This is a genomic window from Lachnoclostridium phytofermentans ISDg, from assembly GCF_000018685.1.
Classification (GTDB): domain Bacteria; phylum Bacillota; class Clostridia; order Lachnospirales; family Lachnospiraceae; genus Lachnoclostridium; species Lachnoclostridium phytofermentans.
In genome coordinates this window covers 3267990-3292951 of the sequence record NC_010001.1, presented here as the reverse complement: position 1 = coordinate 3292951, position 24962 = coordinate 3267990, and the positions used below count along the sequence as shown (strand labels likewise).

At 35.6% G+C, this 24962-nt stretch carries 27 protein-coding genes; 26 read left to right on the top strand and 1 reads right to left on the bottom strand.

All coding sequences use genetic code 11. From position 1 onward, the window contains the following. The first annotated feature begins 48 nt into the window (after nt 1–48). The 26 genes from CPHY_RS13955 to tsf all read left to right on the top strand — a co-directional run bounded on the left by CPHY_RS13955 (nt 49) and on the right by tsf (nt 23613). Nucleotides 49–570, top strand: a complete 522-nt coding sequence (locus CPHY_RS13955; protein WP_012200717.1) for a flagellar basal body-associated FliL family protein — start codon at nt 49–51, stop codon at nt 568–570. A gap of 31 nt (nt 571–601) precedes the next feature. Next, on the top strand, nt 602–1579 hold the full coding sequence (fliM, locus tag CPHY_RS13950) for a flagellar motor switch protein FliM (RefSeq protein ID WP_012200716.1): 978 nt from the start codon (nt 602–604) through the stop codon (nt 1577–1579). A 7-nt stretch (nt 1580–1586) separates the two neighbouring features. Next, nucleotides 1587–2792, top strand: a complete 1206-nt coding sequence (gene fliY, locus CPHY_RS13945; protein WP_012200715.1) for a flagellar motor switch phosphatase FliY — start codon at nt 1587–1589, stop codon at nt 2790–2792. A gap of 86 nt (nt 2793–2878) precedes the next feature. Then, a complete protein-coding gene (locus CPHY_RS13940) occupies nt 2879–3241 on the top strand; it encodes a response regulator (protein ID WP_012200714.1) in 363 nt (120 codons plus the stop codon). Next, nucleotides 3241–3663 (top strand): flagellar biosynthetic protein FliO, encoded by a 423-nt coding sequence (locus tag CPHY_RS13935; RefSeq protein ID WP_012200713.1) that lies wholly within the window; start codon nt 3241–3243, stop codon nt 3661–3663. Before CPHY_RS13940 ends, CPHY_RS13935 begins: the two co-directional genes overlap by 1 nt. A 6-nt stretch (nt 3664–3669) precedes the next feature. Beyond that, nucleotides 3670–4515 carry a flagellar type III secretion system pore protein FliP gene (fliP, locus tag CPHY_RS13930; protein WP_012200712.1) on the top strand — a complete coding sequence of 282 codons (846 nt, stop codon included), beginning with the start codon at nt 3670–3672 and terminating at the stop codon, nt 4513–4515. A 15-nt stretch (nt 4516–4530) separates the two neighbouring features. After that, nucleotides 4531–4800: a flagellar biosynthesis protein FliQ gene (fliQ, locus tag CPHY_RS13925; RefSeq protein ID WP_012200711.1), complete on the top strand. Its 270-nt coding sequence runs from the start codon at nt 4531–4533 to the stop codon at nt 4798–4800. A gap of 11 nt (nt 4801–4811) precedes the next feature. Next, the gene (gene fliR / locus CPHY_RS13920) at nt 4812–5579 is read left to right on the top strand and encodes a flagellar biosynthetic protein FliR (protein ID WP_012200710.1); all 768 of its coding nucleotides are present in this window, start codon (nt 4812–4814) and stop codon (nt 5577–5579) included. Between the two features lie 22 nt (nt 5580–5601). Then, entirely contained in the window at nt 5602–6723 is a 1122-nt protein-coding gene (gene flhB / locus CPHY_RS13915; protein WP_012200709.1) for a flagellar biosynthesis protein FlhB, read from the top strand. 23 nt (nt 6724–6746) lie between these two features. After that, nucleotides 6747–8780 (top strand): flagellar biosynthesis protein FlhA, encoded by a 2034-nt coding sequence (gene flhA / locus CPHY_RS13910; RefSeq protein ID WP_012200708.1) that lies wholly within the window; start codon nt 6747–6749, stop codon nt 8778–8780. Then, entirely contained in the window at nt 8780–9994 is a 1215-nt protein-coding gene (flhF, locus tag CPHY_RS13905; RefSeq protein WP_012200707.1) for a flagellar biosynthesis protein FlhF, read from the top strand. Before flhA ends, flhF begins: the two co-directional genes overlap by 1 nt. Further along, nucleotides 9995–10876: a MinD/ParA family protein gene (locus CPHY_RS13900; protein WP_012200706.1), complete on the top strand. Its 882-nt coding sequence runs from the start codon at nt 9995–9997 to the stop codon at nt 10874–10876. A 26-nt stretch (nt 10877–10902) separates the two neighbouring features. Further along, nucleotides 10903–11664, top strand: coding sequence for a flagellar brake protein (locus CPHY_RS13895; RefSeq protein ID WP_012200705.1), 762 nt, complete (start codon nt 10903–10905; stop codon nt 11662–11664). Nucleotides 11665–11778: 114 nt separating this feature from the next. Further along, entirely contained in the window at nt 11779–12897 is a 1119-nt protein-coding gene (gene cheB, locus CPHY_RS13890) for a chemotaxis-specific protein-glutamate methyltransferase CheB (RefSeq protein WP_012200704.1), read from the top strand. 1 nt (nt 12898) lies between these two features. Further along, nucleotides 12899–14992 carry a chemotaxis protein CheA gene (locus tag CPHY_RS13885; RefSeq protein WP_012200703.1) on the top strand — a complete coding sequence of 698 codons (2094 nt, stop codon included), beginning with the start codon at nt 12899–12901 and terminating at the stop codon, nt 14990–14992. 12 nt (nt 14993–15004) lie between these two features. Continuing rightward, nucleotides 15005–15472 (top strand): chemotaxis protein CheW, encoded by a 468-nt coding sequence (locus CPHY_RS13880; protein WP_012200702.1) that lies wholly within the window; start codon nt 15005–15007, stop codon nt 15470–15472. 78 nt (nt 15473–15550) lie between these two features. Further along, complete coding sequence (locus CPHY_RS13875; protein ID WP_012200701.1) at nt 15551–16168, top strand: chemotaxis protein CheC; 618 nt, start codon at nt 15551–15553, stop codon at nt 16166–16168. 7 nt (nt 16169–16175) lie between these two features. After that, on the top strand, nt 16176–16661 hold the full coding sequence (locus CPHY_RS13870; RefSeq protein WP_012200700.1) for a chemotaxis protein CheD: 486 nt from the start codon (nt 16176–16178) through the stop codon (nt 16659–16661). A gap of 52 nt (nt 16662–16713) precedes the next feature. After that, nucleotides 16714–17037, top strand: coding sequence for a hypothetical protein (locus CPHY_RS13865; protein ID WP_012200699.1), 324 nt, complete (start codon nt 16714–16716; stop codon nt 17035–17037). A 31-nt stretch (nt 17038–17068) separates the two neighbouring features. Next, nucleotides 17069–17833: a FliA/WhiG family RNA polymerase sigma factor gene (locus CPHY_RS13860; protein ID WP_012200698.1), complete on the top strand. Its 765-nt coding sequence runs from the start codon at nt 17069–17071 to the stop codon at nt 17831–17833. A gap of 81 nt (nt 17834–17914) precedes the next feature. Then, nucleotides 17915–19513 (top strand): DUF342 domain-containing protein, encoded by a 1599-nt coding sequence (locus CPHY_RS13855; RefSeq protein WP_012200697.1) that lies wholly within the window; start codon nt 17915–17917, stop codon nt 19511–19513. A 27-nt stretch (nt 19514–19540) separates the two neighbouring features. Then, nucleotides 19541–19864, top strand: coding sequence for a hypothetical protein (locus CPHY_RS13850; protein ID WP_012200696.1), 324 nt, complete (start codon nt 19541–19543; stop codon nt 19862–19864). Nucleotides 19865–19882: 18 nt separating this feature from the next. Further along, nucleotides 19883–20596: a DUF6115 domain-containing protein gene (locus CPHY_RS13845; RefSeq protein ID WP_012200695.1), complete on the top strand. Its 714-nt coding sequence runs from the start codon at nt 19883–19885 to the stop codon at nt 20594–20596. 175 nt (nt 20597–20771) lie between these two features. After that, nucleotides 20772–21485, top strand: coding sequence for a hypothetical protein (locus tag CPHY_RS13840; RefSeq protein ID WP_157668725.1), 714 nt, complete (start codon nt 20772–20774; stop codon nt 21483–21485). A gap of 241 nt (nt 21486–21726) precedes the next feature. Next, the gene (rpsB, locus tag CPHY_RS13835) at nt 21727–22467 is read left to right on the top strand and encodes a 30S ribosomal protein S2 (protein WP_012200693.1); all 741 of its coding nucleotides are present in this window, start codon (nt 21727–21729) and stop codon (nt 22465–22467) included. Between the two features lie 213 nt (nt 22468–22680). Further along, the gene (gene tsf, locus CPHY_RS13830; protein ID WP_012200692.1) at nt 22681–23613 is read left to right on the top strand and encodes a translation elongation factor Ts; all 933 of its coding nucleotides are present in this window, start codon (nt 22681–22683) and stop codon (nt 23611–23613) included. Between the two features lie 69 nt (nt 23614–23682). Here tsf and CPHY_RS13825 read toward each other — a convergent pair whose 3' ends face one another. Beyond that, nucleotides 23683–24483 (bottom strand): YihY/virulence factor BrkB family protein, encoded by an 801-nt coding sequence (locus CPHY_RS13825; RefSeq protein WP_012200691.1) that lies wholly within the window; start codon nt 24481–24483, stop codon nt 23683–23685. Nucleotides 24484–24962 lie beyond the last annotated feature (479 nt).

Below are 24962 nucleotides of genomic sequence, written 5' to 3'. Positions count from 1 at the left end.
TAAATCATCTAGGCAGACTAAAGAAATATGAAAGGCAAGGTATTTCCTATGAAAAAGAATATCTTAACGATAATTATACTTGCTACTACATTAATTAATATGACTTTAATGATAGTTATGCTGTTTGTATTTCTACCGAATGTAAAACAAACAAACCATTTAATCACAAAGGTGGCACAAACAGTTGATCTGGAACTTGAAAATGTAGTAGTGAAGGAAGATAAAGTTTCAATCGGTGATATCGATACTTATAAGCCTACCGAAACTACTGGTTTAACTATCAATCTTAAGAAGGTGCCAGGTGACAATAAATCACACTTTGCCGTTGTTAAGTGGTCTCTTGTGTTAAATAAGAGTCATAAGGATTACAGTAAGATGAACCCATTAGTGGAGGCAAATGAGGGTAGAATCAAAGAAGTGATTCGCACCGAAGTTGAAAAGTACACAATTAATGAAGTGCAAGAGAATAAAGAGAATATTAAAGCAGATGTATTAAAAGTACTTCAAAATGATGTTTTTGGCTCTGATTTCATTATTAGTGTATCATTTAGTGACTTTGTTAGTGAATAAAACAGATTTCTTGAGGTTGGGAGGCTAAACGATGGGTGATGTATTATCCCAAAGCGAAATAGACAATCTGTTGGCTGCACTTAGCAGTGGTGAACTTGATGCAGATGAATTTAGGGATTCGGGTGAAAAAGCAGTAAAGAATTATGATTTCCACCGTCCCTCAAAGTTTTCGAAGGAACACCTTAGAACACTTGATATTATATTCGAACATTATGGCAGATTATTGTCAACACATTTGCCAGCGTATCTTAGAAAAAATGTACAAGTTGAGGTTATTAACTCGGAAGCTGTTGTGTATCAAGAATTTACCAATGCGCTGTCCAACCCTGTTTTGCTTGGTATCATAGATTTCGCTCCGCTGGAGGGAAATATAATAATTGAATTAGCAGAGAATGTTGGCTATGCAATAGTCGACCGTATGCTTGGAGGTAGTGGTAATCCACTTGAAAAATCTAGAGATTTTTCTGAAATTGAGTTGGTAATAATCGAGAGAATCTTTACAGTAATGACAAATATTTTGGCAGAACCTTGGGCGAATGTTGTGAAACTAAACCCTAGATTGATTCGTATCGAGACAAACTCACAATTTGCGCAGATAATATCACCAAGTGACATGGCCTCAATTGTAACATTGAACATAAAGATTGGAAATATTGAGGGTATGATGAATGTTTGCCTTCCATATGCTTGCTTGGAAGTTATAATTGACAAGTTAAATACGAAATACTGGTACTCTACAATGCAGGAGAAAGGCGATTCTAATTATCAAGAATTCATAGAAACTGCAATTTCAAGAGCTAGAATACCAGTAAAAGCAGTACTAGGTAAAAGTAGTATATCGTTGAATGAGTTAATTAACATGCAAAAAGGTGACATTATTAAACTGGATCGAAAGATTGACGATGAACTTAGTGTTTATGTAGGGAATATCAAAAAATTTACAGCCTTGCCTGGCGCGTCATCGGATTCTTATGCAGTAAAAATTTCAACTATAATAAGAGAGGAGTAGCAGATCGATGGATGGTATGTTATCTCAAGAAGAGATCAACGCTCTATTAAATGGCATGGGTACCGAAAATGTAGAAACCGCTGCTGATCTCGAATCACTCACGGATTCTGAAATAGATGCATTAGGAGAAATGTCTAATATCAGTATGGGGACAGCTGCAACAACACTTTCTTCCCTGGTAAACCAAAAAGTAACAATTACAACTCCTAAAGTATGCTATGCTGAGTGGGAGGATTTATTGTCAGCGTATGATCGCCCATGTGTTTTTATTCAGATTTACTATAAGGATGGCTTAGATGGAAACAACATCTTAGTCTTAAAAGAAAAGGATGTAAAAATCATCACCGACTTAATGATGGGTGGAGATGGACTAAATAGTGAGGGTGATTTAACAGAACTGCACCTAAGTGCAATTAGTGAAGCAATGAATCAGATGATGGGTTCAGCTTCAACTTCTCTTTCTTCTATGTTAGAGAAAAAAGTAGACATCACTCCTCCAGTAGCAAGTATAGTAGATATCCCTGAGGTTATTGATGGGGGAGATATCGCAGAGTTTTTAAAGAGTCGTTTTGTGAAAGTATCCTTCCGTATGGTGATTGGTGATTTAGTGGATAGTGAATTAATGCAATTATATCCATTTGATTTTGCAAGAGAATTATATGAACAATTCATGAAATATACCGAGACGGAAACGAATGCAGCGGATGGATATTCTAAACCAAAAAAAGAAAAGACAGTAACACCTGATCCAGTAGAAACTTCTAACAACAACTCATTTACTCAAGATATAGGAAAGAATATGAATATGCAAACACCACAAATGCAGCCACAGATGGCGCAGATGCAAGGAATGTCACTTCAAGGAATGGCTATGCCTGGGATGAGTATGCAACAAGTACCTCAAGGTATGGTGCAAAATGTGAATATCGCACCTGCACAATTTCAACCTTTTGTTAATACAGGTAGTCCTCTGTTACAGACAGAGAATATTGATTTGTTATTGGATGTACCTTTGGAGGTTACAGTAGAACTTGGTCGAACAAGTAAATCTATTCGGGAAATACTTGATTTTGCACCCGGAACTATTGTAGAATTAAATCGACTAGCCGGTGAACCAATTGACGTTTTAGTAAATGGAAAGTATGTCGCCAAGGGTGAAGTAGTTGTAATCGAAGAAGCATTTGGTATTCGAGTTACAGATATTATTAAATAAGTAATACAATTATATAGCGCCGGAATACGGCTTGCTATATAATTGTATACGGCTATTACAGATCAAAGAATAGGAGAAACAAAGTTATGGCAAAAAGTATTTTAATTTGTGATGATGCAGCTTTCATGAGAATGATGATTAAAGATATTCTTACAAAGAATGGTTATTCCGTAGCGGGAGAAGCAGAGAATGGATTAAAAGCTGTTGAGAGGTACAATGAGACAAAGCCTGATTTGGTTATGATGGATATCACAATGCCAGAGATGGATGGTATTCAAGCATTAAAGAAGATTAAGTCAGTAGATCCAAATGCAACAGTGATTATGTGTTCTGCGATGGGACAACAAGCAATGGTGATAGAATCCATTCAATCAGGAGCAAAAGATTTTATAGTAAAACCTTTCCAAGCGGATCGTGTACTTGAGGCGGTTAAGAAGGCGATAGGATAATGTATTCCATTTTTCAGATAATACTTGCAACAGGGGCATATTCGTCTCTACCAGGATCAGGATATAATTCTAACAAGAGTTGGTTAGAGTTGATTGGATTGCTTCTGTTGTTTAGCTTTATTGTAATCGGTTGCTATTTGACAACTAAATTTGTTGCAAATAAGCAACTGAAACAAGTAAAACATAGTAATTTTAAAGTGATTGATACATACCGAATTACGCAAAATAAGTTTTTGCAACTAGTTCAGATTGGCACACGCTATGTTGTGATATCGATTACAAAAGAAAATATCACCTTCATCGCTGAACTTTCCGAAGACGAACTAAAGTTTAAGGAAGATACTGAGGTGAAGAAAGAGATAAACTTTAAGCAGATCTTGTCAGAATTGACAGGAAAAAATAAAACAAATGGAAAAGGTTGATATCCTATGACGTCTAAATGTAATCTTAACGATAAGAAGATTTTCCTTACTGGGCTTTTCGTCATTATGGCGTTAGTATTAACCTTTTTTTGTGTTGCTCCAAAAAAAGTATACGCCTCCGAGGTGAATGGAACAACAAAGGAATCTACAGCTACCACAAATTCTAATAAGGGAGAAAATAATAACGATATTTCATTTTCTTTCAACTCTGGTGATGGGACTGGGTCACTTTCAGCAACGCTAAAGATGCTCCTAATCTTAACATTGATTACGTTAGCACCATCAATACTAATTATGTTAACCTCATTCATTAGAATTATCGTAGTGCTTCACTTTGTTCGTTCTGCCTTAGGAACACAGACAACTCCTCCGAATCAAGTTTTAATTGGACTGGCGTTGTTTTTGACGTTGTTTATAATGTCACCAATAATTACTAACATTAATACCAATGCAGTCCAGCCTTTGTCAAAGGGAGAAATTACACAAGAGCAAGCATTTACGCAAGGTATGGAGCCACTCAGAGATTTTATGTTTGATCAGACCAACGAGAAAGATATGCAACTGTTTCTTGATATCGCTGGGGTCACAGAAGTTAACGACAGAGCAGATGTTCCTTCCACAGCGTTAATTCCAGCATTTATCATAAGTGAACTAAGAGCAGCATTTATTATTGGTTTCTTGATTTACATACCATTCTTAATCATTGATATGGTAGTGGCATCCACTTTGATGTCCATGGGTATGATGATGCTTCCACCTACGACGATTTCCATGCCATTTAAAATTTTATTATTTATTATGGCAGATGGTTGGAATTTAATTATTGGTTCAGTAATCAAAAGCTTTTACTGAAAGGAGGGATAGTGTATGGATGAAAATTTATTGGTGGAACTACTTCGTCAAACATTATTCTTAATTATCAAAGTATCTTCTCCGATGTTGATTACTTCACTTGTAATTGGACTTGTGGTAAGCGTCTTGCAGACTGTTACTTCTGTTCAAGAACAAACCCTCACTTTTGTTCCAAAATTAATTGGAGTATTTCTAGTACTTATGTTATGTGGTAATTGGATTATGAAAAATATAACGGAATATTTTCTATATTTAGCGGATAACTTCCGTTACTTTATACAGTGACAGGTGATGGTATGGTAATACCTGTAGAACAGTTAGTTTTCTTTTTTGTGATACTGGTGAGGATATCTGCGTTCATTTATACAGGACCATTTTTTAGTTTAAAGAATGTACCGCAGAAAGTTAAGATTGGGCTATCCCTAACGTTAGCCATTATATTAAATCAAACAATACCCTATTCGGAATTAGTTTACGAAGGTGTGATTGGTTTTGCAATTGTTATTGTAGGAGAGGCATTAGCTGGAGCTATCATGGGCTTCTTTTCTAATATATGTTTTCAGATTCTCTCTCTTGCAGGACAATTGATGGATATGGAAATTGGATTTTCGATGGTGAATGAATTTGATCCGATTTCAAATGCCCAGGTTACAATTACTGCAAATTTCTATCATTATGCAGTAATGCTATTCTTATTAATAACGAATATGCATCATTATATTATAAAAGCACTTGTTGACTCCTATCAGGTAATTCCGGTTGGTGGAGCAAAACTAAACCCGTTAATTTACACTGTAATGGTACAATTTGTCGTTGACTTTTTTGTCATTGCTTTTCGAATCATATTACCGATTTTTGCGTCTATGTTAATCGTTAATGTGGTATTAGCTATATTAGCTAAGGTGGCGCCGCAGATGAATATGTTTGTTATTGGTTTACAGTTAAAAGTATTGATCGGGTTTATCGTCTTACTGTTTATGACTTTGATGATACCGTCAGTTGCAGATTTTATTTTTACAGAGATGATGGGAATGTTAAAGAGTGCAATCTCCTTTTTAAAATGATGAAAGGTAAGGGAATGCGTTGGTGATTCCAGAGAATAACAAATTTTATGTTGCTTACCGTCTTCAGTTCTTCGCAAAAGAAGGACCCGGTGGCGAAAAAACAGAAGAAGCAACGACCAAAAAGCTGGAAGACGCACGTAAAGAAGGTCAGGTTGCCAGAAGTCAAGATTTAATTACAGCCTCAGGATTATTAGCACTTTTTATGGTTATAAAGTTGTTTTCTGGTTACATTGCGGGTGGATTTCTGGATGCTTTTTCTAAATCGTATAAGGAGATTGAAACACTTGCGAAAGAAGAAATGACCTATCAAATTGGTTCAAAACTTATGAATCAGATGGGAATCAATATCCTATTAATTTGTCTTCCAGTTTTTATAACAGGTGTTGTAGTAGCTTTCGTCGTTAATATATTTCAGGTAAAGTGGAAATTAACAGGAAAACCGCTACAACCTAAATTCAATAAAATAAATCCACTGAGTGGTTTTAAAAAGATGCTTTCCATGGATAAAATCATGGAGTTAGTGAAGTCAATTATAAAAGTTGGTATCATCATCTATATTGTATATAACGCATTAAAAGATGAATTAGGCAAGTTATACTTACTTTATGAGATGGGAAACCTGGAAGTAGTTATTGCCTACATTGGTAGCATCGTACTTGACTTAGGTATTAAAATTAGTGTCTTGTTTATTGTTGTAGGTTTAGCAGACTTTATTTATCAAAAGATTAAGTTTAAGAAAGATATGCGAATGACAAAACAAGAGATTAAAGATGAATTCAAACAATCTGAAGGAGATCCTCAGATTAAGAGTAAAATCAAACAAAAAATGAGACAAGCTTCTCAAAGACGTATGATGCAGAGATTACCGGAAGCAGACGTTGTAATTACGAATCCTACACACTTTGCATGTGCGTTAAAATATGATAAAGAAGTATCCGAAGCTCCAATTCTAATTGCAAAAGGCGCAGATTTACTTGCTGCGAAAATTAAAGAAATAGCGAAGGAGAATGAGATACCGATAGTTGAAAATAAGCCACTGGCGAGAATGCTCTACTATAATGTTGATATTGAGTCTGAGATTCCGGGAGAACTTTATCAGATGGTAGCTGAAGTATTGGCTTATGTATATTCATTAAAAACATAGAAAGGAAGGGGGGGGCAGTAAAGATGAAAAAAACAGATTTAGGTATTGGCTTATTTATTATCTCATCTATTATATTCTTAATCGTTCCAATGCCTGCCACACTGCTCGATTTTCTTTTAGCATTGAATATTTCGATTTCGATGATTATATTATTCAATGCACTTTTTTCGCAGGAAGTGCTGAATATGTCGACCTTCCCAACAATTCTGCTTTTTACAACGGTCTTTCGTATTTCATTAAATGTTTCCTCAACAAAGTTAATTTTATCGAGTGGAAATCCAGGAGCCGTTGTTACCCAATTTGGTAGATTCGTAGGACAGGACGATGTTATCATCGGTGTAATCGTTTTTATAATTTTAATTATAATTCAGTTTATAGTTATCAATAAAGGTTCTGAACGTGTATCCGAAGTAACTGCTCGTTTTACTCTTGACGCTATGCCTGGTAAGCAGATGGCGATTGACGCGGACTTAAACACGGGAGCTATTACAGATGCTCAAGCGAGAGAGAGAAGAGAAAAGATACAAGAAGAATCTAATTTCTTTGGAGCTATGGACGGTGCGACAAAGTACGTAAAAGGAGATGCTGTTGCAGGTTTAATTATAACCGTAGTTAACATGATAGGTGGTACTGTCATGGGAATGATGAAAGCAGGATTACCTGCGGGAGAGGCATTTAGTAAGTATGCAATTCTAACCATAGGTGATGGCTTAGTTAGCCAGATACCTTCCTTAATGATATCATTAGCAACAGGTATTGTTGTTACAAAGGTTAGTAAAGAGGCTGATATTGGCGATCTTTTAATGAAACAGCTCTTTTCAATACCAAAAGTATTATATATGGTAGGTGGAGCATTAACATTTTTAGGTATCGTCACTCCATTACCATTCATAGTATTTGCAGGTTATGGCGCAATGTTCATATTCTGTGGAAGAGTGATTGATAAGAGGGTTAAAATTGCTAGTATTGAAGAAGAAGCCTCCACGGAAGAACAATCTGGGGAAGAAATTCGTAGACCAGAGAATGTGGTTTCCTTACTTCAGGTTGATCAAATTGAATTAGAATTTGGTTATGGTATTATACCACTTGCTGACGTAAATCAAGGTGGTGACCTTTTAGATCGAGTTGTTTTGATCAGACGTCAGATCGCATTAGAATTAGGCTGTGTTGTTCCTACCATACGTCTTAGAGATAACATACAGCTAAATCCAAATCAATATGTGATTAAGATTAAAGGAATCCCGTTAAGTGAAGGTGAAATATTATTCGACCACTATATGGCGATGAACCCTGGTTATGTTGAAGAAGAAATTACAGGTATCCCTACCTTCGAACCATCGTTCCACTTACCAGCACTATGGATTACTGAAAGTCAGAGAGAGCGTGCGGAATCCTTTGGTTATACTGTTGTCGATCCGCCATCCATTATTGCGACTCATTTAACAGAAGTTATCAGGGGTCATTTGGATGAGCTGCTTACAAGACAGGATGTTCAAAATCTTATCACCAACATAACCGAAGCAAATCATACGTTAGTATCTGAACTTGTTCCAAAATTGCTTGGCGTTGGTGAGATACAAAAGGTATTACAGAACTTATTAAAAGAAGGAATTTCAATTCGTGATTTAGTAACAATATTTGAAACTTTAGCGGATTATGCACCAACAACCAGAGATACCGATGTATTAACAGAATATGTGCGTCAAAGTCTGAAACGTGCGATTTCTAATAAGTACTTTGGGCCAAATGAGATGACTTCCGTGGTAACACTTGATCCTAAGGTAGAACAAGAAATTATGAATAGTGTGAAGCAGACGGAACAGGGAGCTTTCCTTGCAATAGACCCTGAAAAAACTCAAAGTATAATGAAATCAGTAAAAGATGAGGTTGAGAAATTAGAGAATTTAGGGAAAAACCCTATTATTATTACTTCACCTATCGTTCGTATGTATTTTAAAAAGCTTACGAAGGAATATTTTAATGATTTAATTGTCATTTCGTATAATGAAATTGAATCCAATGTTGAATTACAATCAGTTGGGATGGTGACTGCATAATGAATATTAAAAAGTTCCAGGCTACTTCGGAAAAAGAGGCTATACTGTTAGCGAAAGAAGAACTAGGGAAAGATGCAATTGTAATGAATATAAAAACAATATCACCTAAGGGAATATTTAAACTTTTTCGCAAGCCTCTTGTAGAAGTGACTGCTGCTATTGATGAAACGCAGGCACATAATGATGGTGAAATTCCTTCGAACGATAACATAAGAATCAACCCTCAATTAAATAGCTCGTTTAATCGAGGGTTTCATGTAAATCAATCGAAAGAAGAAGTAGGTTTGGTAAAAGAACCATCTGCAATTGAAGAGAAGCTGAATAATCTACAAAATATGTTAGAAGAACAGTTAATCAAAACGGTTAAACATGAAGAAAAGGTAGAAGTAAAAGAAAAGAAAAAGGTTGAGGAATTAAACCCGAATTTTTCTTGTGTTCAGTTAGTATACAATCAACTGATATCGCATGATGTAGATGAAAAATATGCAAATCAGGTTATAGCTGAGATTGATCCAATGTTAAAGAAGGATACGACGATTGATTATATCCTTGGAAACTTTTATCAAAAAATCATCTTAAAATTAGGTCAACCAAAAACAATAGAATATTCGGGGGGTAAAACGAAGTTTATTTATTTTATTGGTCCAACCGGTGTAGGTAAAACAACTACAATTGCTAAAATAGCATCTTCATATAAAGTTGAAAAACAAGCAAAGATAGCGTTAATGACTTCGGATACCTATCGTATTGCTGCTGTTGAACAATTAAAAACCTATGCAGATATTTTAGATGTTCCGCTTCGTGTTATTTATTCTGAGACGGAGATGAAGGAAGCAATGGATGAGTTTAAGGATTATGATCTTGTATTGATTGATACAGCTGGAAGATCTCACAAGAGTAAGGAACAAAGAGACGATATAGATAAATTAGTTCACATTGTTCCTGAAGAAGATAGAGAAGTATATCTAGTATTAAGTGCCACAACAAAATATAAAGATTTAATTCGCATTGCTGACACATATTCCGATATTGTAAATTATCGACTGATTTTTACCAAGCTTGATGAGACAATAGGTATCGGTAATATCTTTAATATTCGTATGTATACCAATGCACCATTGTCTTATGCAACATTTGGACAAAACGTACCAGATGATATCGAAAAACTTGACGCTCAAAGTATTGCACGGCAATTATTGGGAGGCAATGAATAAATGGATCAAGCAGAACAGTTAAGGAGATTAGTGAATCAGCAGACGCGTCCAAGAGGAACTGCAAGAGTTATCACGATTACGAGTGGAAAAGGCGGCGTTGGTAAATCGAGTACATCACTAAATCTAGCAATTGCTCTTAGCCGATTAGGAAATCGTGTATTAATTCTTGATGCTGATTTTGGCCTTGCAAATATTGAAGTAATGTTAGGTATAAGGCCGAAATATAATCTTGCAGATTTAATGTTTCAAGGGAAAGAGTTAAAAGACATTATAACACAGGGCCCACAAAACGTTGGTTTTATCTCAGGAGGTTCAGGAATTGCAGAACTAACAAGATTAACGAAAGAACAAATAATGTATCTTATTGAGAAGATGGACTATCTGGACGATTTGGCAGATATCATCATTGTGGATACTGGGGCAGGAATATCTGACCTTGTAATGGAATTTGTTTCTGTTAGTTCTGAGGTCCTTTTAGTTACTACTCCTGAACCAACCTCGATCACAGACGCTTATGCTGTTTTAAAAGCACTGTATCGTAGGGAAAATTTTAATAAAGAGGAAACTGTAATTAAATTAATTTCCAATCGAATTTATACCGAAGAAGAAGGGAAAGAGATTTATAATAAGTTAAATTCAGTGGGGAAGAAGTTCCTTGATATTGAGATGGAGTATCTTGGAGGTATACCACAGGATAGAGCTGTTTCTCAAGCTATTATGCAGCAAAAACCTATAATAATGGCATTTCCAAATTCAGTAGCTGCAAAAGCAATAAATACCTTGGCAGAACGTATTCACCAAGGTGACATAAAGATACCGAATGAAACTAGGGGAATAAAACGAATCTTTGCGAGCTTAATACGTAGAGGAATGTCAACCTAAAGATAAATAATAAAGGGAGGGAGAGAATGTTTAAAGATATAGCTTCAGTTGGTGATAAGATAGAATTAGTTAAAATCAACAATCAAGGTAATATAATAAATGAATCAAAACGCCATGTAAGTGTGGTATATGAGTTAAATGAGGCTGATTATGCATCTATTGCTATCCCAATCGAAAATAGTAGGTTAATCCCTTTGGAAATCGGAGAATACTATCTTATTTACATATATAATAAGAATGGCTTTTACCAATGTAAGGCGAAAGTAATAAAAAGATTTCGTATTCAGAGCGCTTATGCTGCACAGATTCAGATTATATCAGATTTAGAAAAGCAGCAAAGAAGGCAATTTTTTCGCCTTGATATAGTGCAAGATATGTCTTTTCGCGTTTTAGCGGAAGATGAATGGGATGAAATAAAAAAGCTGCAAAACAGCTTCATTAATAAATCAAATATACAAGAAATCATGGAAAAGCTTCAGACAAATAAGACACAAATTTGGCAAGATGGTTTTATGGTGGACTTAAGCGGTGGTGGTTTGAAATTTAACTCCAAAGAGGTTTGTAATAAGGATGATATAATACAAGTAAAATTTACATTGGAAAGTGGTCCTAAGAAATTTCTTATCTTTGCTAAAGTCATTAGTTGTTCAGAAGCAAAAAATCTTCCAAATATATATGCAAAACGTATTGTTTTCTTAAATATTAAGAATGACGAGAGAGAGGCTATCGTACGTTATATCTTCGAAGAAGAACGTAAACGCCGAAACAAAGAAAATAGGTTAAACTAGTGTATCGTCAATTAGATTTAAGTTAATTTATAGACGATATACTTGATAGTTCATTTACAATGGAACAGGGAAAATTATAGTGCAAACTAGCCTATCAATAGAATGGAGTACGATATGATAAAAAATATTTTGGTGATTGATGACTCTGCACTTATGAGAAGGCTCATATCTGATATAATTAGAAGTGACAAGAGATTCAGCATAAGTGATGTTGCAACAAATGGTTTGGAAGGCTTTGACCTCATTACTTTAAATCCGACGAAATACGATGCAATTCTACTTGACATTAATATGCCTAAGATGAATGGTATTCAATTGTTGGAACAGCTAAATAAAATGCGGTTAAAGTTAAAAATCATAATGGTTAGTACACTAGCAAAAGAGGGAGCTAAAGAGACTATTCGTTGCCTTGAGCTTGGAGCATTTGATTTCGTAACAAAACCAGAAAGTTACATAGAGGCAAAAGATGGTGCGTTTAAAGAAAAAATACTAACAGCCCTTACCTTTGCAACAGAGCTGGTACCGCCAACTGAATTTAAAGTAGCGGATAAGACGAGAACTGTATTAACGACATTAAATACGCAAACTCATGATCGGATAACTAAGCCAAAGGCTTTCATAGAACGAAAAAGCCATGTCAGGGTTTTAAATAGCGCAAAGAAAATAGTTGCTTTGGCTTGTTCTACCGGTGGACCGAAAGCGCTCCATCAAGTAATCCCAAAACTTCCGGCAAATTTAGATGCGCCGATTGTTATTGTACAACATATGCCTGAAGGATTTACCAATTCCTTGGCTTCTCGATTGAATGAGCTATGTGCTCTTACAGTAAAAGAAGCAGAACATGGTGAATTAATCCAAAAAGGATATGTATATGTAGCAAAAGGTGGATCACAGTTAAGGATAGTAAAGTCAAGAGATGGCTATACCTTGTCTGTAACCACGGAAGCAGCACGGAACGGTTTAAAACCATGTGCAGATATCATGTATGAATCCTTGGTAGATACAGATTATGAAGATATTACTTGTGTAATTCTCACCGGTATGGGTGGAGATGGAACGCAGGGGATTAAGAAACTGACTGAGAAAAATAATATTTACGTAATAGCACAAGACGAAGCGACTAGTACTGTTTATGGTATGCCAAAAGTTATCTACGAGTCAGGACTTGTGGATGAAGTTGTACCACTGGAAATGGTTGCAGATGCTATAACGAAGAATGTGGGGGTGCAATGAGATGGATGTAAGTCAATATTTAGAGATTTTCATCGATGAAACAAAGGAACATCTTCAAAGTTTAAATGAACAATTGTTGATTCTTGAAAAAGAACCTGAGAATGAAGATACGATAAATGAGATATTCCGTTCTGCACATTCCTTAAAAGGAATGGCTGGAACAATGGGCTATAAGAGAATGCAAAGACTTACTCATGATATGGAAAATGTATTTTCTGAAATTCGTACAGGTAAAATGAAAGTAAAGGCTGAACTGGTGGATGTATTATTCAAAGGTTTGGATGCACTAGAATCTTATCTAGACCGTATTATTACTTCTGCTGATGAAGGTACCGAAGACAATGAGGACATCATTAAAAGCTTAAATCGTATTCTTGAGGAAGGTGTAAAAGCTTTTGCACAAGATGCTACTGAGAGTAAAGAAGAGACTCATAAATCAGTAGTAAGTGCAGCTGAAGTTTCAAACTTAAAAGAATCAGTACAAGCTGATATTGCTCTTGCAGATCATGAATTACGTGCTGTTGAAAAGATGTTAGAAGAGGGTGGACATGCGTATTCTTTAACAATATACATACAAGAGTCCTGTATCTTAAAAGCAGCAAGAGCGTTTTTAGTATTCAAAGCATTAGAAGAACTAGGTGACATCATTAAGAGTAAGCCAGAAGTTCAAGATATTGAAGATGAACGCTTTGATCTAGATTTTTCTGTTGTCTTATTAACAAAAGAATCTATGAGTAAGGTAGAGAAAGTTGTTTCTAATGTTTCTGAAATCAATGGTGTTGATATCTCAGAAATTATAGTTCCAAAGAGTGAACACAAAGAGGAAACATTACATGAATTAGAGTCAAAGCAAGAGCAAAAATCCTTATCAAAGAATTCCTATAATGCTAAGAGTGCAGCAGCTACTGCAAAACAAAAAGAAGCTGCAAAACCAGTTGTGAACCGTTCTGTTCGTGTTGATATTGAAAAGTTAGATGATTTAATGAACCTTGTGAGTGAGCTTATTATTGCGAAAAATGGTTTGGTTTCTATGAATGGCACGGAAACGAAGTCAGATGCAATGGGCGGTTTTAATGAGCAGATTGAGTACTTAGAAAGAATTACAACGAATCTACATCAATCCGTAATGAAGGTTCGAATGGTACCGATTGAAAGTGTAGTGAATCGATTCCCACGTATGATCCGTGACTTATCCAAAAAACTTGATAAGAAAATGGAATTATACATGACAGGTGAAGATACAGAATTAGATCGTACAGTAATTGATGAAATCGGTGATCCATTAATGCATCTTCTCCGTAATGCAGCAGATCATGGACTTGAAAGTAATGAAGAGAGAATGAGTCTTGGGAAACCTGAGATTGGTTCCATCTTCTTAGATGCTTATCAGGAAGGTAATAATGTTGTAATAGAAGTCAGGGATGACGGTTCTGGAATTAATGTAGAAAAGATTAAAAATAAAGCCATCGATAAGGGTACGATAACCGAAGAACAAGCAGCTGCGATGACAGACAAAGAAATTATTGATTTGTTATTCCGTCCAAGTTTTTCAACTGCTGAAGTTATCTCTGATGTATCTGGTCGAGGTGTAGGTCTTGATGTTGTAAAAACAAAGATTGAGACGTTAGGTGGAAATATTGAAACCAAGACAACTCTTTCGAAAGGAAGTAACTTCATTATTCGCCTACCTCTAACTCTTGCAATCATTCAGGCATTGATGGTAGAACTAGGAACAGAGAAATATGCGATTCCACTTGGTAGCATTGAAACAATTGAAAATGTAGCAACGAAGGAAATCAAGTACGTACAGTCCAAAGAAGTAATTCACCTACGTGGTAATGTAATTCCATTAATACGTCTAAATAAGATTCTTGATGTGACAGAAAACCTTAAGGAAACTGAGGATTTAACAGTTGTTATCGTTAAGAAGGGTGACAAACTTGCAGGACTTGTCGTAGATAACTTAATTGGGCAGCTTGAGATTGTAATCAAATCAATCGGAAAATATATCAATAACAGCAAGATGATAAGTGGTGCAACCATCTTAGGTGATGGTGAAATCGCATTAATTCTTGATGTAAATTCTTTGGTATAGGGGGGACGCAGTATGGAAACGAACAAAGTGACAGGGAATGATTCAAAACAATACATTGTTGTTACCCTAGGAAATGAACAGTTTGGTATTAATATACAATATGTAGATAATATCGTAAGAATGCAGCGTATTACGAGAGTACCAAAGGCGCAGCCGTATTTTAAAGGTGTTATCAATATTCGAGGCGAAATTATCCCAGTGATGAGCCTTCGATTAAAATTTGGCTTAGAACCAGATGAAATAACCAATGCTACTCGTATTTTGATCATCAAGTTAGAACCTCAGTCAGCAATTGGAATTATTATTGATGAAGTAAAAGAAGTAGTGACCATTGATGATGAAAATGTGGATAAGATTGCAAGCAGTGCAAATGATGAAAAAGCGTCTTATCTCGCAGGAGTAGGGAAACATGGAGATGGATTAATTTCATTATTAAATCTATCATCAGTTATTATTGAAAGAGAAACAGATGTGAAATAACAAAAGTTGAGCAATTTGTGCGTTAGCACAAACTGCTCACGTTATAGAAAGGCGTTATGCGCCGGAATTGAGGTACCTATGTCTGATAAAGATTTTAACACTATAAATTCTATGCAGTTTGACGTATTAAAAGAGATTGGTAATATCGGTGCTGGTAATGCAACAACGGCATTATCCAAACTGCTAAATGCGAAGGTAGATATGAAAGTTCCAAAGATAGAGCTTCTAGAGTTTAAGGATTTATCGGATGTCATAGGAGGTGCGGAGAACGTAGTAGTTGGTATCCTCCTAACGCTAGACGGTGATATTGATGGAATGATAATGTTCATTCTTGAGCAAGAGCCAGCAAGAGCAATTGTACGCTTGTTAATGCAAGGAATGTGTGAAGTTTCAGATGAATTTACAGAGCTAGAGTTATCAGCATTACAAGAGATTGGAAATATCATTGCTGGAGCATATCTATCTTCGCTATCTACCTTAACGAACATGACCATAACCTCTAGCATACCATATTTAGCAATCGATATGGCAGGAGCAATTCTTAGTGTACCGGCAATCGAGTTTGGAAAGATAAGTGATAAGGCACTATTAATTGAAACTGAGTTTGGTGATAAGGATCTAGAAGTTAACGGATATTTTGTTTTAATACCAACACTGGATTCCTATAACGCAATCTTAACTTCATTAGGAATGTAGGTGTAATATGGGGGAAATGATAAAAGTTGGTATGGCAGACATGAATGTTTGTAAACCTCCAGATAGTATAACGACGTTAGGTCTTGGATCTTGTGTTGGAATTGTATTATATGATCCAGGGAAAAAAGTATCTGGTATGGTACATGTTATGTTGCCTGATAGTACCAAAATAAAAAACAATGAGAACATAGCAAAATTTGCAGATACCGGTATTGATGAATTAGTACGACGTCTGTTAGTACTTGGAGCTACTCGTTCTTCATTGGTTGCGAAAATTGCCGGCGGAGCACAGATGTTTGCTTTTAGTAGTAACAATGATATGCTTCGAGTTGGTGAGCGCAATGTAGAAGCTACAAAAGAAAAATTAAATTCATTAAGGATTCCAATTCTTGCTCAAGATACCGGTCTAAATTACGGTAGAACCATTGAATTTAATCCAGAATCCAGTGAATTACTAATTAAGTCTGTTGGGAAGCCTCAAAAAAAAATCTAATTTTTATAAAGCTATCAATTATGCGTGCTAGAGCACACAGATGGGAGTTGTTATGAAGAATAAGAACATACCTGCGATTGTTACGTTATGTGCAGGAGTCATCGCAAGCATTACCTGTATTGTGAATCGATATAATTTGATTTCAACACTGGGAATTGTATTGTGTGTACTCATTGTTTTTTACGTGATTGGATTAATTGTAGGCAAAATCATTTTGAAAACAAATAAGGTTGCTAATGACGCATATATCGAACAGGAACGAATTAAAATGAAGGCCGCTAAGGCAGCAGCAGAAGAAGAAGCAGTATCTGAAGATGGAATAACGGAAGCGTCGATAGAAGAAGTAAATGACGAAACAGTAGTTACATTACAATAGAAGGTTAATTAATACAGGGGAGAGATAGCCTATGAGTGCTGAAACAAAGCAAAAATTATGGGGTGAATACGGTAAGAAGAGAACTCCTGACATCAGAGAAAAAATCATAATTGAGTATGCGAATCTAGTAAAGATTGTAGCAGGAAGACTCAGCATTTATTTAGGATATAATGTGGAATATGACGATTTGGTTGGTTATGGAACCTTCGGTTTAATCGATGCTATAGATAAATTTGACTGTGAAAAGGGAGCCAAATTCGAAACTTATGCATCTCTTCGTATCCGTGGAGCAATCTTAGATCAAATCCGTAAGATGGATTGGATTCCAAGAACATTAAGACAGAAACAAAAACGGTTAGATGCGGCATATCAGAAATTGGAAACTATGTATGGCCGACAAGCAACGGATGAAGAAGTGGCAAAAGAGCTTGAAATTACTACAGAAGAGCTAGAAACTTGGCAGAATCAAACGAAGATATCGAACCTAGTATCCTTAGATGAATATATGGAACAAGGGGAAGTTAAGGTAGAAAGTATTGCCAGTGAAGATTATGCTCAACCAGAGAAGGTAATGGAAAAGCAAGAATTAAAAGCAATGTTAGTGAAGGCATTAGAGTATCTGACAGAAAAAGAAAAGAAAGTTATTGTCCTTTATTATTATGAGGACTTAACATTAAAAGAAATCAGTGCAGTACTGGAAGTGTCTGAATCTAGAATATCACAGCTGCATACTAAGGCATTACAAAAGATGAGACAAAAGTTAGGTAATAACTTAAATATATTTATGGGGCAGTAAGTGAAGAAACTCTTGAGACAGCATTGCCTGCAAGAAAATGAAGAAACTTGTAGAGTATGAATGTATAGGGAGAGTATTTAAATGGCGAATGATAATGCAATATTTCAACTGATATCGAATAACGATGGCACTTACCTTCAGTTAATTCCAGCGAAGGGATTAGGAAAAACTTTTTTATTCAACGAATTGGATGAGTATTTAACAAAGCGTAGAATAGATTATGACAAGGTAGTGGTGAATGATGCTTTACTTAGGTTAACGGAAACTAAGATCGTAAAGCTTAATAATACTGTTCGAATGCCAGAAGGTGAAGGAGTCAAGGTAACAATTTCAGATGACCGTATGGAGGCTGTTGCAAGATTTTATCCGCCATCTCCAAATGGAAATGTTATGAATTTCACGGAAATAATTAATGACCTCGTAAAAGCAGGAGTAAAATATGGGGTTGTTGAAGAGAATGTAAAATCATTCTTAAAAGAAAGAAATTATTTAGAGGATATTGTATTAGCACGTGGTACTGAACCAGTTCAAGGAAAAAATGCGATCATAACTTACTTTTTTAATACAGATTTAACAAGAAAACCGAAAGAGAATGAAGATGGTACGGTTGATTTTCACCAGCTAGATACCATTAGTAGAGTAAACAAAGGAGGATTGTTAGCAAAATTAGAGCCAGCGATCCAAGGGAGACCAGGAATTAGTGTAGTAGGAGCTGCAATCCAACCGGATAGAGTAGAACATAAAATATTAAGGGCAGGATCAAAGACAAAATTGTCCGAAGATGGATGTTCCTTATACTCTTTGGTAGATGGACATGCATTATTAATTGGTGAAAAAGTAAACGTATCAGATTCTTATGAAATAAAAGGGGACGTTGATGCTTCTACTGGTGATATTGAATACGATGGTAATGTTACTATCAGAGGCAGTGTACGTACAGGTTATAAAGTAATTGCCAACGGGGATATCATTGTTAATGGTGTAGTAGAAGGTGCATTATTACAGGCAGGCGGCCAAATTATATTAAAACGCGGCATTCAAGGGATGAACAAAGGAACCCTTATCGCATCGGGTAATATAGTCAGTAAATTTATTGAGAATGCAGAGGTTCGTACCGGTGGCTATTTAACTTCAGAAACGTTGTTACACAGTCGCGTTTCTGCAAGAGGTGATGTAATTGTTGGTGGCAAGAAAGGGTTAATCACAGGAGGTGAAATCCGTTCTGGTACAATGATTCATGCCAAAACAGCTGGTTCCACGATGGGAACGAATACTTTACTTGAGGTTGGAGTAGATCCTACCATAATTGAAGAGTATCGTCGTATTGAAAAAGAGCTGCCGAATATGAATAAGGAATTGGAACAACTTACTCAGAACCTATTATTATATCTAAAGAAATTTAAAGGTGGAGAAAATTTACCAGCAGATAAGAAATTAATGATTAAAGCAATGTCGGTAAATAAGGATGCACTTGAGAAAAATAAAGCGGAAGCGATTGCACGTATGGAAGAGCTTCAGTCATTTATGGATGATAATGAGAGTGGTTGTATTAGGATAAGCGATACGATATATCCTGGATGTAAGGTAGTAATCTCAAATGTGGTATATTATGTTCGTAATGAAACTGTTCATTGCAGTTTGGTACGAGATCGTGCCGATATTAAGGTAGGTCCATACTAAGCCATTTTCTTTAAAGGGGGTGTCTATATGCCAATAACACCAATAGAAATGATATCGATACCAACAAAGTCACAAGAAGCATCATTCGTAAAAAGTGTTGAGAATCAAAGGCCATTGAACGAGCAAATAGCTTTTGCAGGTAAGTTTAAAGATGAAATTAAACATCAAAGTGAACAAACAACAGCAACAACGAAAAGTGACAATCCGGAATATCGATATGATGCAAAAGAAAAAGGGAACAACTCATTTTTTGGACAACAAAATAAACAAAAGAAAAAAGATAAGAAAAAGGATGACGGTCTAGGAAAGAATGAGAATGAACCACATAGAGGAATTGATATCAGAATATAAAGGGGAACATAAGTAACTATGAGTACACCACAAATAATATTACTGATTGTCGGATTGGCTTTTATTTTTCTAAGTTTCTTACTTGTCGAACGACCAAAAGCAGGAAAAGGACAGTCTTCTAGTCTCGGTGATAATTTAAATTATGAACTAAGTGAAGAAGAGAAGAATAAAATAAGAAGACAGGTGCAAGCAGTAATCGAACAAGAAATGAGCGATCGCATCTTCGATGCTGAAGATAAGTTAAATCAGTTATCGAATGAAAAAATTATGGCGGTTAATGAGTTTTCTACAGGGGTTCTTGAAAAGATAGAAATAAACAATAGTGAAGTTGTCTTCTTATTTCAGATGCTAAATGAGAAAGAAGAAGAACTGAAATCAACATTCTCAAAGATGGAAACAGTACGTAAGGATGTTAAGGAATTGCTTGATAAACTCTCAATACTCATGGCTGAAAGGGATAAGATAACCACAGTAACTACGAATAGTGAGGAACACTTTGAGAGCGCAGAAGAGAAACTGAAAGCTCTTGAGGAAGCAGAATCAATGGATTTTGTCCATATGGAAAAGAGCGCAAAGAAGTCTGAAAGGACAGATACTAACCTCTTAGTTAAAAAGCACAAGGATGAAATTATTAATCTCTATAAGAAGCAATATTCCATCCGTGATATATCGAAACAGTTAGGATTAGGACAAGGGGAAGTGAAACTTGTACTAGATTTGTATGCAAACTAATGTATACAAACTAATGTATGTAAATTAAAATGAAGAGAAAAGGAAAGATTGCATTTTAAAAAGATTACATTTTATAAGATAAAAACTTACTATCATTATTTATGACAAGGAAAAGTTCGCAATGCGTACTTTTTCTTGTTTATGTATAGAATACATGCCTAGAAATGGAGATAAGATGAAATTAAAATATTACATGAGGGGAATAGGAGTAGGCATCTTATTCTCAACAATGGTATTTTTTATTGTGGGTAATGGAAAACCACAAATGACGGACGAACAAATAATAAAAGCAGCAAAAGAGCTTGGTATGGAAGAGAAGAGAACAGTTGATTTATCTGGACTAAACCCTACGCCAACCATAGTACCTGATGGAAAAAACGAAGATGCTAATCATTCGGCAAATGCCACGCAAGATGGTACAAATGATAAGGATAATATACCATCCATTACCCCAGGAATCGATGGGAGTGGAGTGGAAAGCTTGGATGCTATCAATGATACGAAGAAGGGCGATGAGAATTCTTTAGATTCAGATGAATCAAAGAAGGATAATGAGTCTTCCTTAGACAATAATGGTTCTACAGTGGATAAAAACTCTTCCGCTGATAATCAAAATTCATCCGTTGATAGTAATGCCTCAAAGAGTGAAGAGAGTACGGATAATGATTCTGTGGAGACAATAACCTTAGTTATAAAATCAGGAATGTTCTCTCATCATGTTGCTGATTTATGTAAAACCTTAGGCTTAGTTGAAGATGCAAAAGAATTTGATAGTTATTTAATTAAGAATGGTTATGCTGGCAAGATTCGTACCAATCGCTATGAGATACCAGTTGGTGCAAGCTATGAAGATATTGCAGGCCTTATTACAATAAAACCACGATATTAAGAAAGAAATTCCTTTTTAGACAGATATAAAACTTTTTATATCATTTTTTATGGAATTTTTTTCAATATTAATTCAAAAGTTTTAAGGATTTTTTTCAAAAGTCTTGCTTTATATATTTTCTCGTGATATAATGTTAGAGCAAAAATCACGTACAAGTTCGATGCATGGTGCCTGATTATTCAATTAGGTCTGCTAAGAATATAGCTTGTGCGGAAGCAAAAACCAAAATGGAGGAAAAAACATGAGCGTTATTTCAATGAAACAATTACTTGAAGCAGGTGTTCACTTTGGTCACCAGACAAGAAGATGGAACCCTAAGATGGCAGAGTACATCTACACAGAAAGAAATGGTATCTACATCATCGACTTACAGAAATCTGTAGGTAAAGTAGACGAAGCTTACTATGCAATCAAAGATGTAGTAGCAAACGGTGGAAAGGTACTTTTCGTTGGTACTAAGAAGCAGGCACAGGATTCCGTTAAATCTGAAGCTGAGCGTTGTGGAATGTACTATGTAAACGAGAGATGGTTAGGTGGTATGCTCACTAACTTCAAGACTATCCAGTCCAGAATCAAGAGATTAAAAGAGATCGAGACAATGGCTAACGATGGTACATTCGAAGTTCTTCCTAAGAAGGAAGTTATCGAATTAAAGAAGGAATGGGAGAAACTTGAGAAGAACCTTGGTGGTATCAAGGATATGAAGGAAGTTCCAGAAGCAATCTTCGTTGTTGACCCTAAGAAAGAAAGAATCTGTATTCAAGAAGCACATAATCTTGGTGTTAAGCTAATCGGTATTGCTGATACTAACTGTGATCCAGAAGAACTTGATCATGTAATCCCAGGTAATGACGATGCAATCAGAGCCGTTAAATTAATCGTAGCTAAGATGGCAGACGCTGTTATTGAAGCAAACCAGGGCGTACAGTTAACAGATTCTACAGATGTAGCTGAAGAAGCAACTGAGACTGTAGAGGCATAATAAGCGCTGTTGCAAAGTAAATCACCTATGTTTGTATTTAATACAATGATGTGAATAAATGCTTCAGTCTGACCGCAAATGTTAGGCTGAGGCATTTTTAAGTAATTCATAGATTATTGTGGATATATTTGACCACAATAGTTATCAATATATGATATAGTAAACTAAATCATAGTTTTAATAAAATAAAGAATGAACATGGAGGACAACAAAATGGCTATTACAGCTGGAATGGTTAAAGATTTAAGAGAAATGACCGGTGCAGGTATGATGGACTGCAAAAAAGCATTGGCTGAAACTGATGGCGATATGGACAAGGCAGTAGAGTTCTTAAGAGAAAAAGGACTTGCGGCTGCTGAGAAAAAAGCAGGAAGAATCGCAGCTGAAGGTATCTGTGCTACTAACGTAAGCGCTGATGGAAAGGTTGCTGCTATTGTTGAAGTTAACTCCGAAACAGACTTCGTTGCAAAGAACGATACATTCAGAACATTCGTTGATAATGTAGCTGCTCAAGCTGCTGCAACTACTGTAACTGACATTGATGCATTCTTAGCTGAGCCTTGGAGCCTTGATGCTTCTAAGACTGTAAAGGACGAGTTAGCATCTCAGATTGCTGTAATCGGTGAGAACATGAATATCAGAAGATTTGAGAAGATCGTTACAGAAAACGGATTTGTAGAGTCCTACATCCACAGCGGCGGAAGAATCGGTATCTTAGTAGAGATGGAAGCTTCTGAAGTAAATGCTACTGCAAAAGAATGTGCGAAGAACATAGCTATGCAGGTTGCAGCTATGAATCCTAAGTATGTAGATCAGTCTGAAGTTCCTGCTGAATACATTGAGCATGAGAAAGAAATCTTAAAAGTTCAGGCTATGAACGATCCAGCAAATGCAAATAAGCCAGAGAATATCATCGATAAGATGTTAGTTGGTCGTTTAAATAAGCAATTAAAAGAAATCTGCTTAGTAGATCAGGTATACGTAAAAGACGGTGACTTAACTGTTGCTAAGTATGTTGAGAGCGTAGCAAAAGAATTAGGTGCTACACTTAAGATTAAGAGATTCGTTCGTTTTGAGACTGGTGAAGGTATCGAGAAGAAGAGCGAAGACTTTGCTGCTGAAGTTGCAAAGCAAATGGGAATGTAATTAAATTTTATAATAAAATCTAAATCCCCGGAAAAACCCTATTTATGGGAATTCCGGGGATTTTTTGCGTCAAAAATGTTGGTTCAAATCCTCTTTTTCGTTTCTTCTCTCAGACAGCATAACATTTATTTCAGCACCACAAAGTAAAACAATACTAACAATATAAAGCCATAGAGTGAGGCCGAGGAAAGCACCAATACTGCCGTAAAGAGCAGAGTAATTGTTAAATAATTTCATATATACCTCAAAACCCCAGGTAGTAATAACCCAGCCAATTGCTGTTATTATTGCACCAATTGAAATTGATCGTACACGTACTTTAAGGTTTGGGGTAAATTGATACAAACAAATTACTATGAAATAAATAATTAGAATTAATATTACTAAACGCAATCCGTTCATGAGACCATAGCTTAAGTGAACAAAATCTTCAATAATCCAGTAAATTAACGATTTGCTAAAAATAGTTACGGATACACACAGTAAGAGAGCTGCAACAAGGATAAAAATTAATAATATAGCTCGAATTCTACCCTGAATCAGTTTTAGTTTTTTTTCACCGGTATATGCTGTGTAAATTCCAGTCATCAATGCCCAAATAGAAGCAGAGGCAGACCAGAGGATTATTACGATAGATGTCGTTTGAAACGCCAGCTCCGGTTTTACGATATCTTCTAATAACACTGCGACTGATGAAGGGAGGAATATGGTTAGTATTCGGGTATCATCAAATAGAGGAAGAAGCAAAAGACATAGTGGAAAAAAAGATAAAAGCAGATAATAAGTAGCTTTTGCTGCTGATCCGGTTATGTCATGTTCGTTAAAGCGTTGGATAAAAGCCAATATATGATTTAATATTTTGTGTGCCATCATCTACCTCGCTAAAAACTAGATTAATTATATTTTGTTCTTCCATGCGTAAAATATTCAAGTTATTGCAGTTGAGAATGTAAATTAATGTTTTTAAAGAGTGCTTAAACCGCGGAAAACTTAGTGTTTCCGACAGTTTTTTTGCGTGCTGAAGCATCAAAAATAACCGTAAAGTATTGTATAAGTTTTATCTCCAGTTATAGCAAAATGTCCATAATAGATGAAATAGGTAGATGAATTTATTATAAAGCAATGATATCATGTGAAAATAGTGTGAATTGTATCTATTGTTTCAGAAAGAAAATTAACGCTATCATATATATGAAAATAAATTGACAATAATTACCAATGATGATAAAATAACCATAATGGAAATAAATGTAATATAATGTTGCCATAAAAACAAAGATTTGATCTACGAGCATATTGATTTCGTGTTCATAACCTAATCTAATTAGAGGAGGACATCAAAATGGACA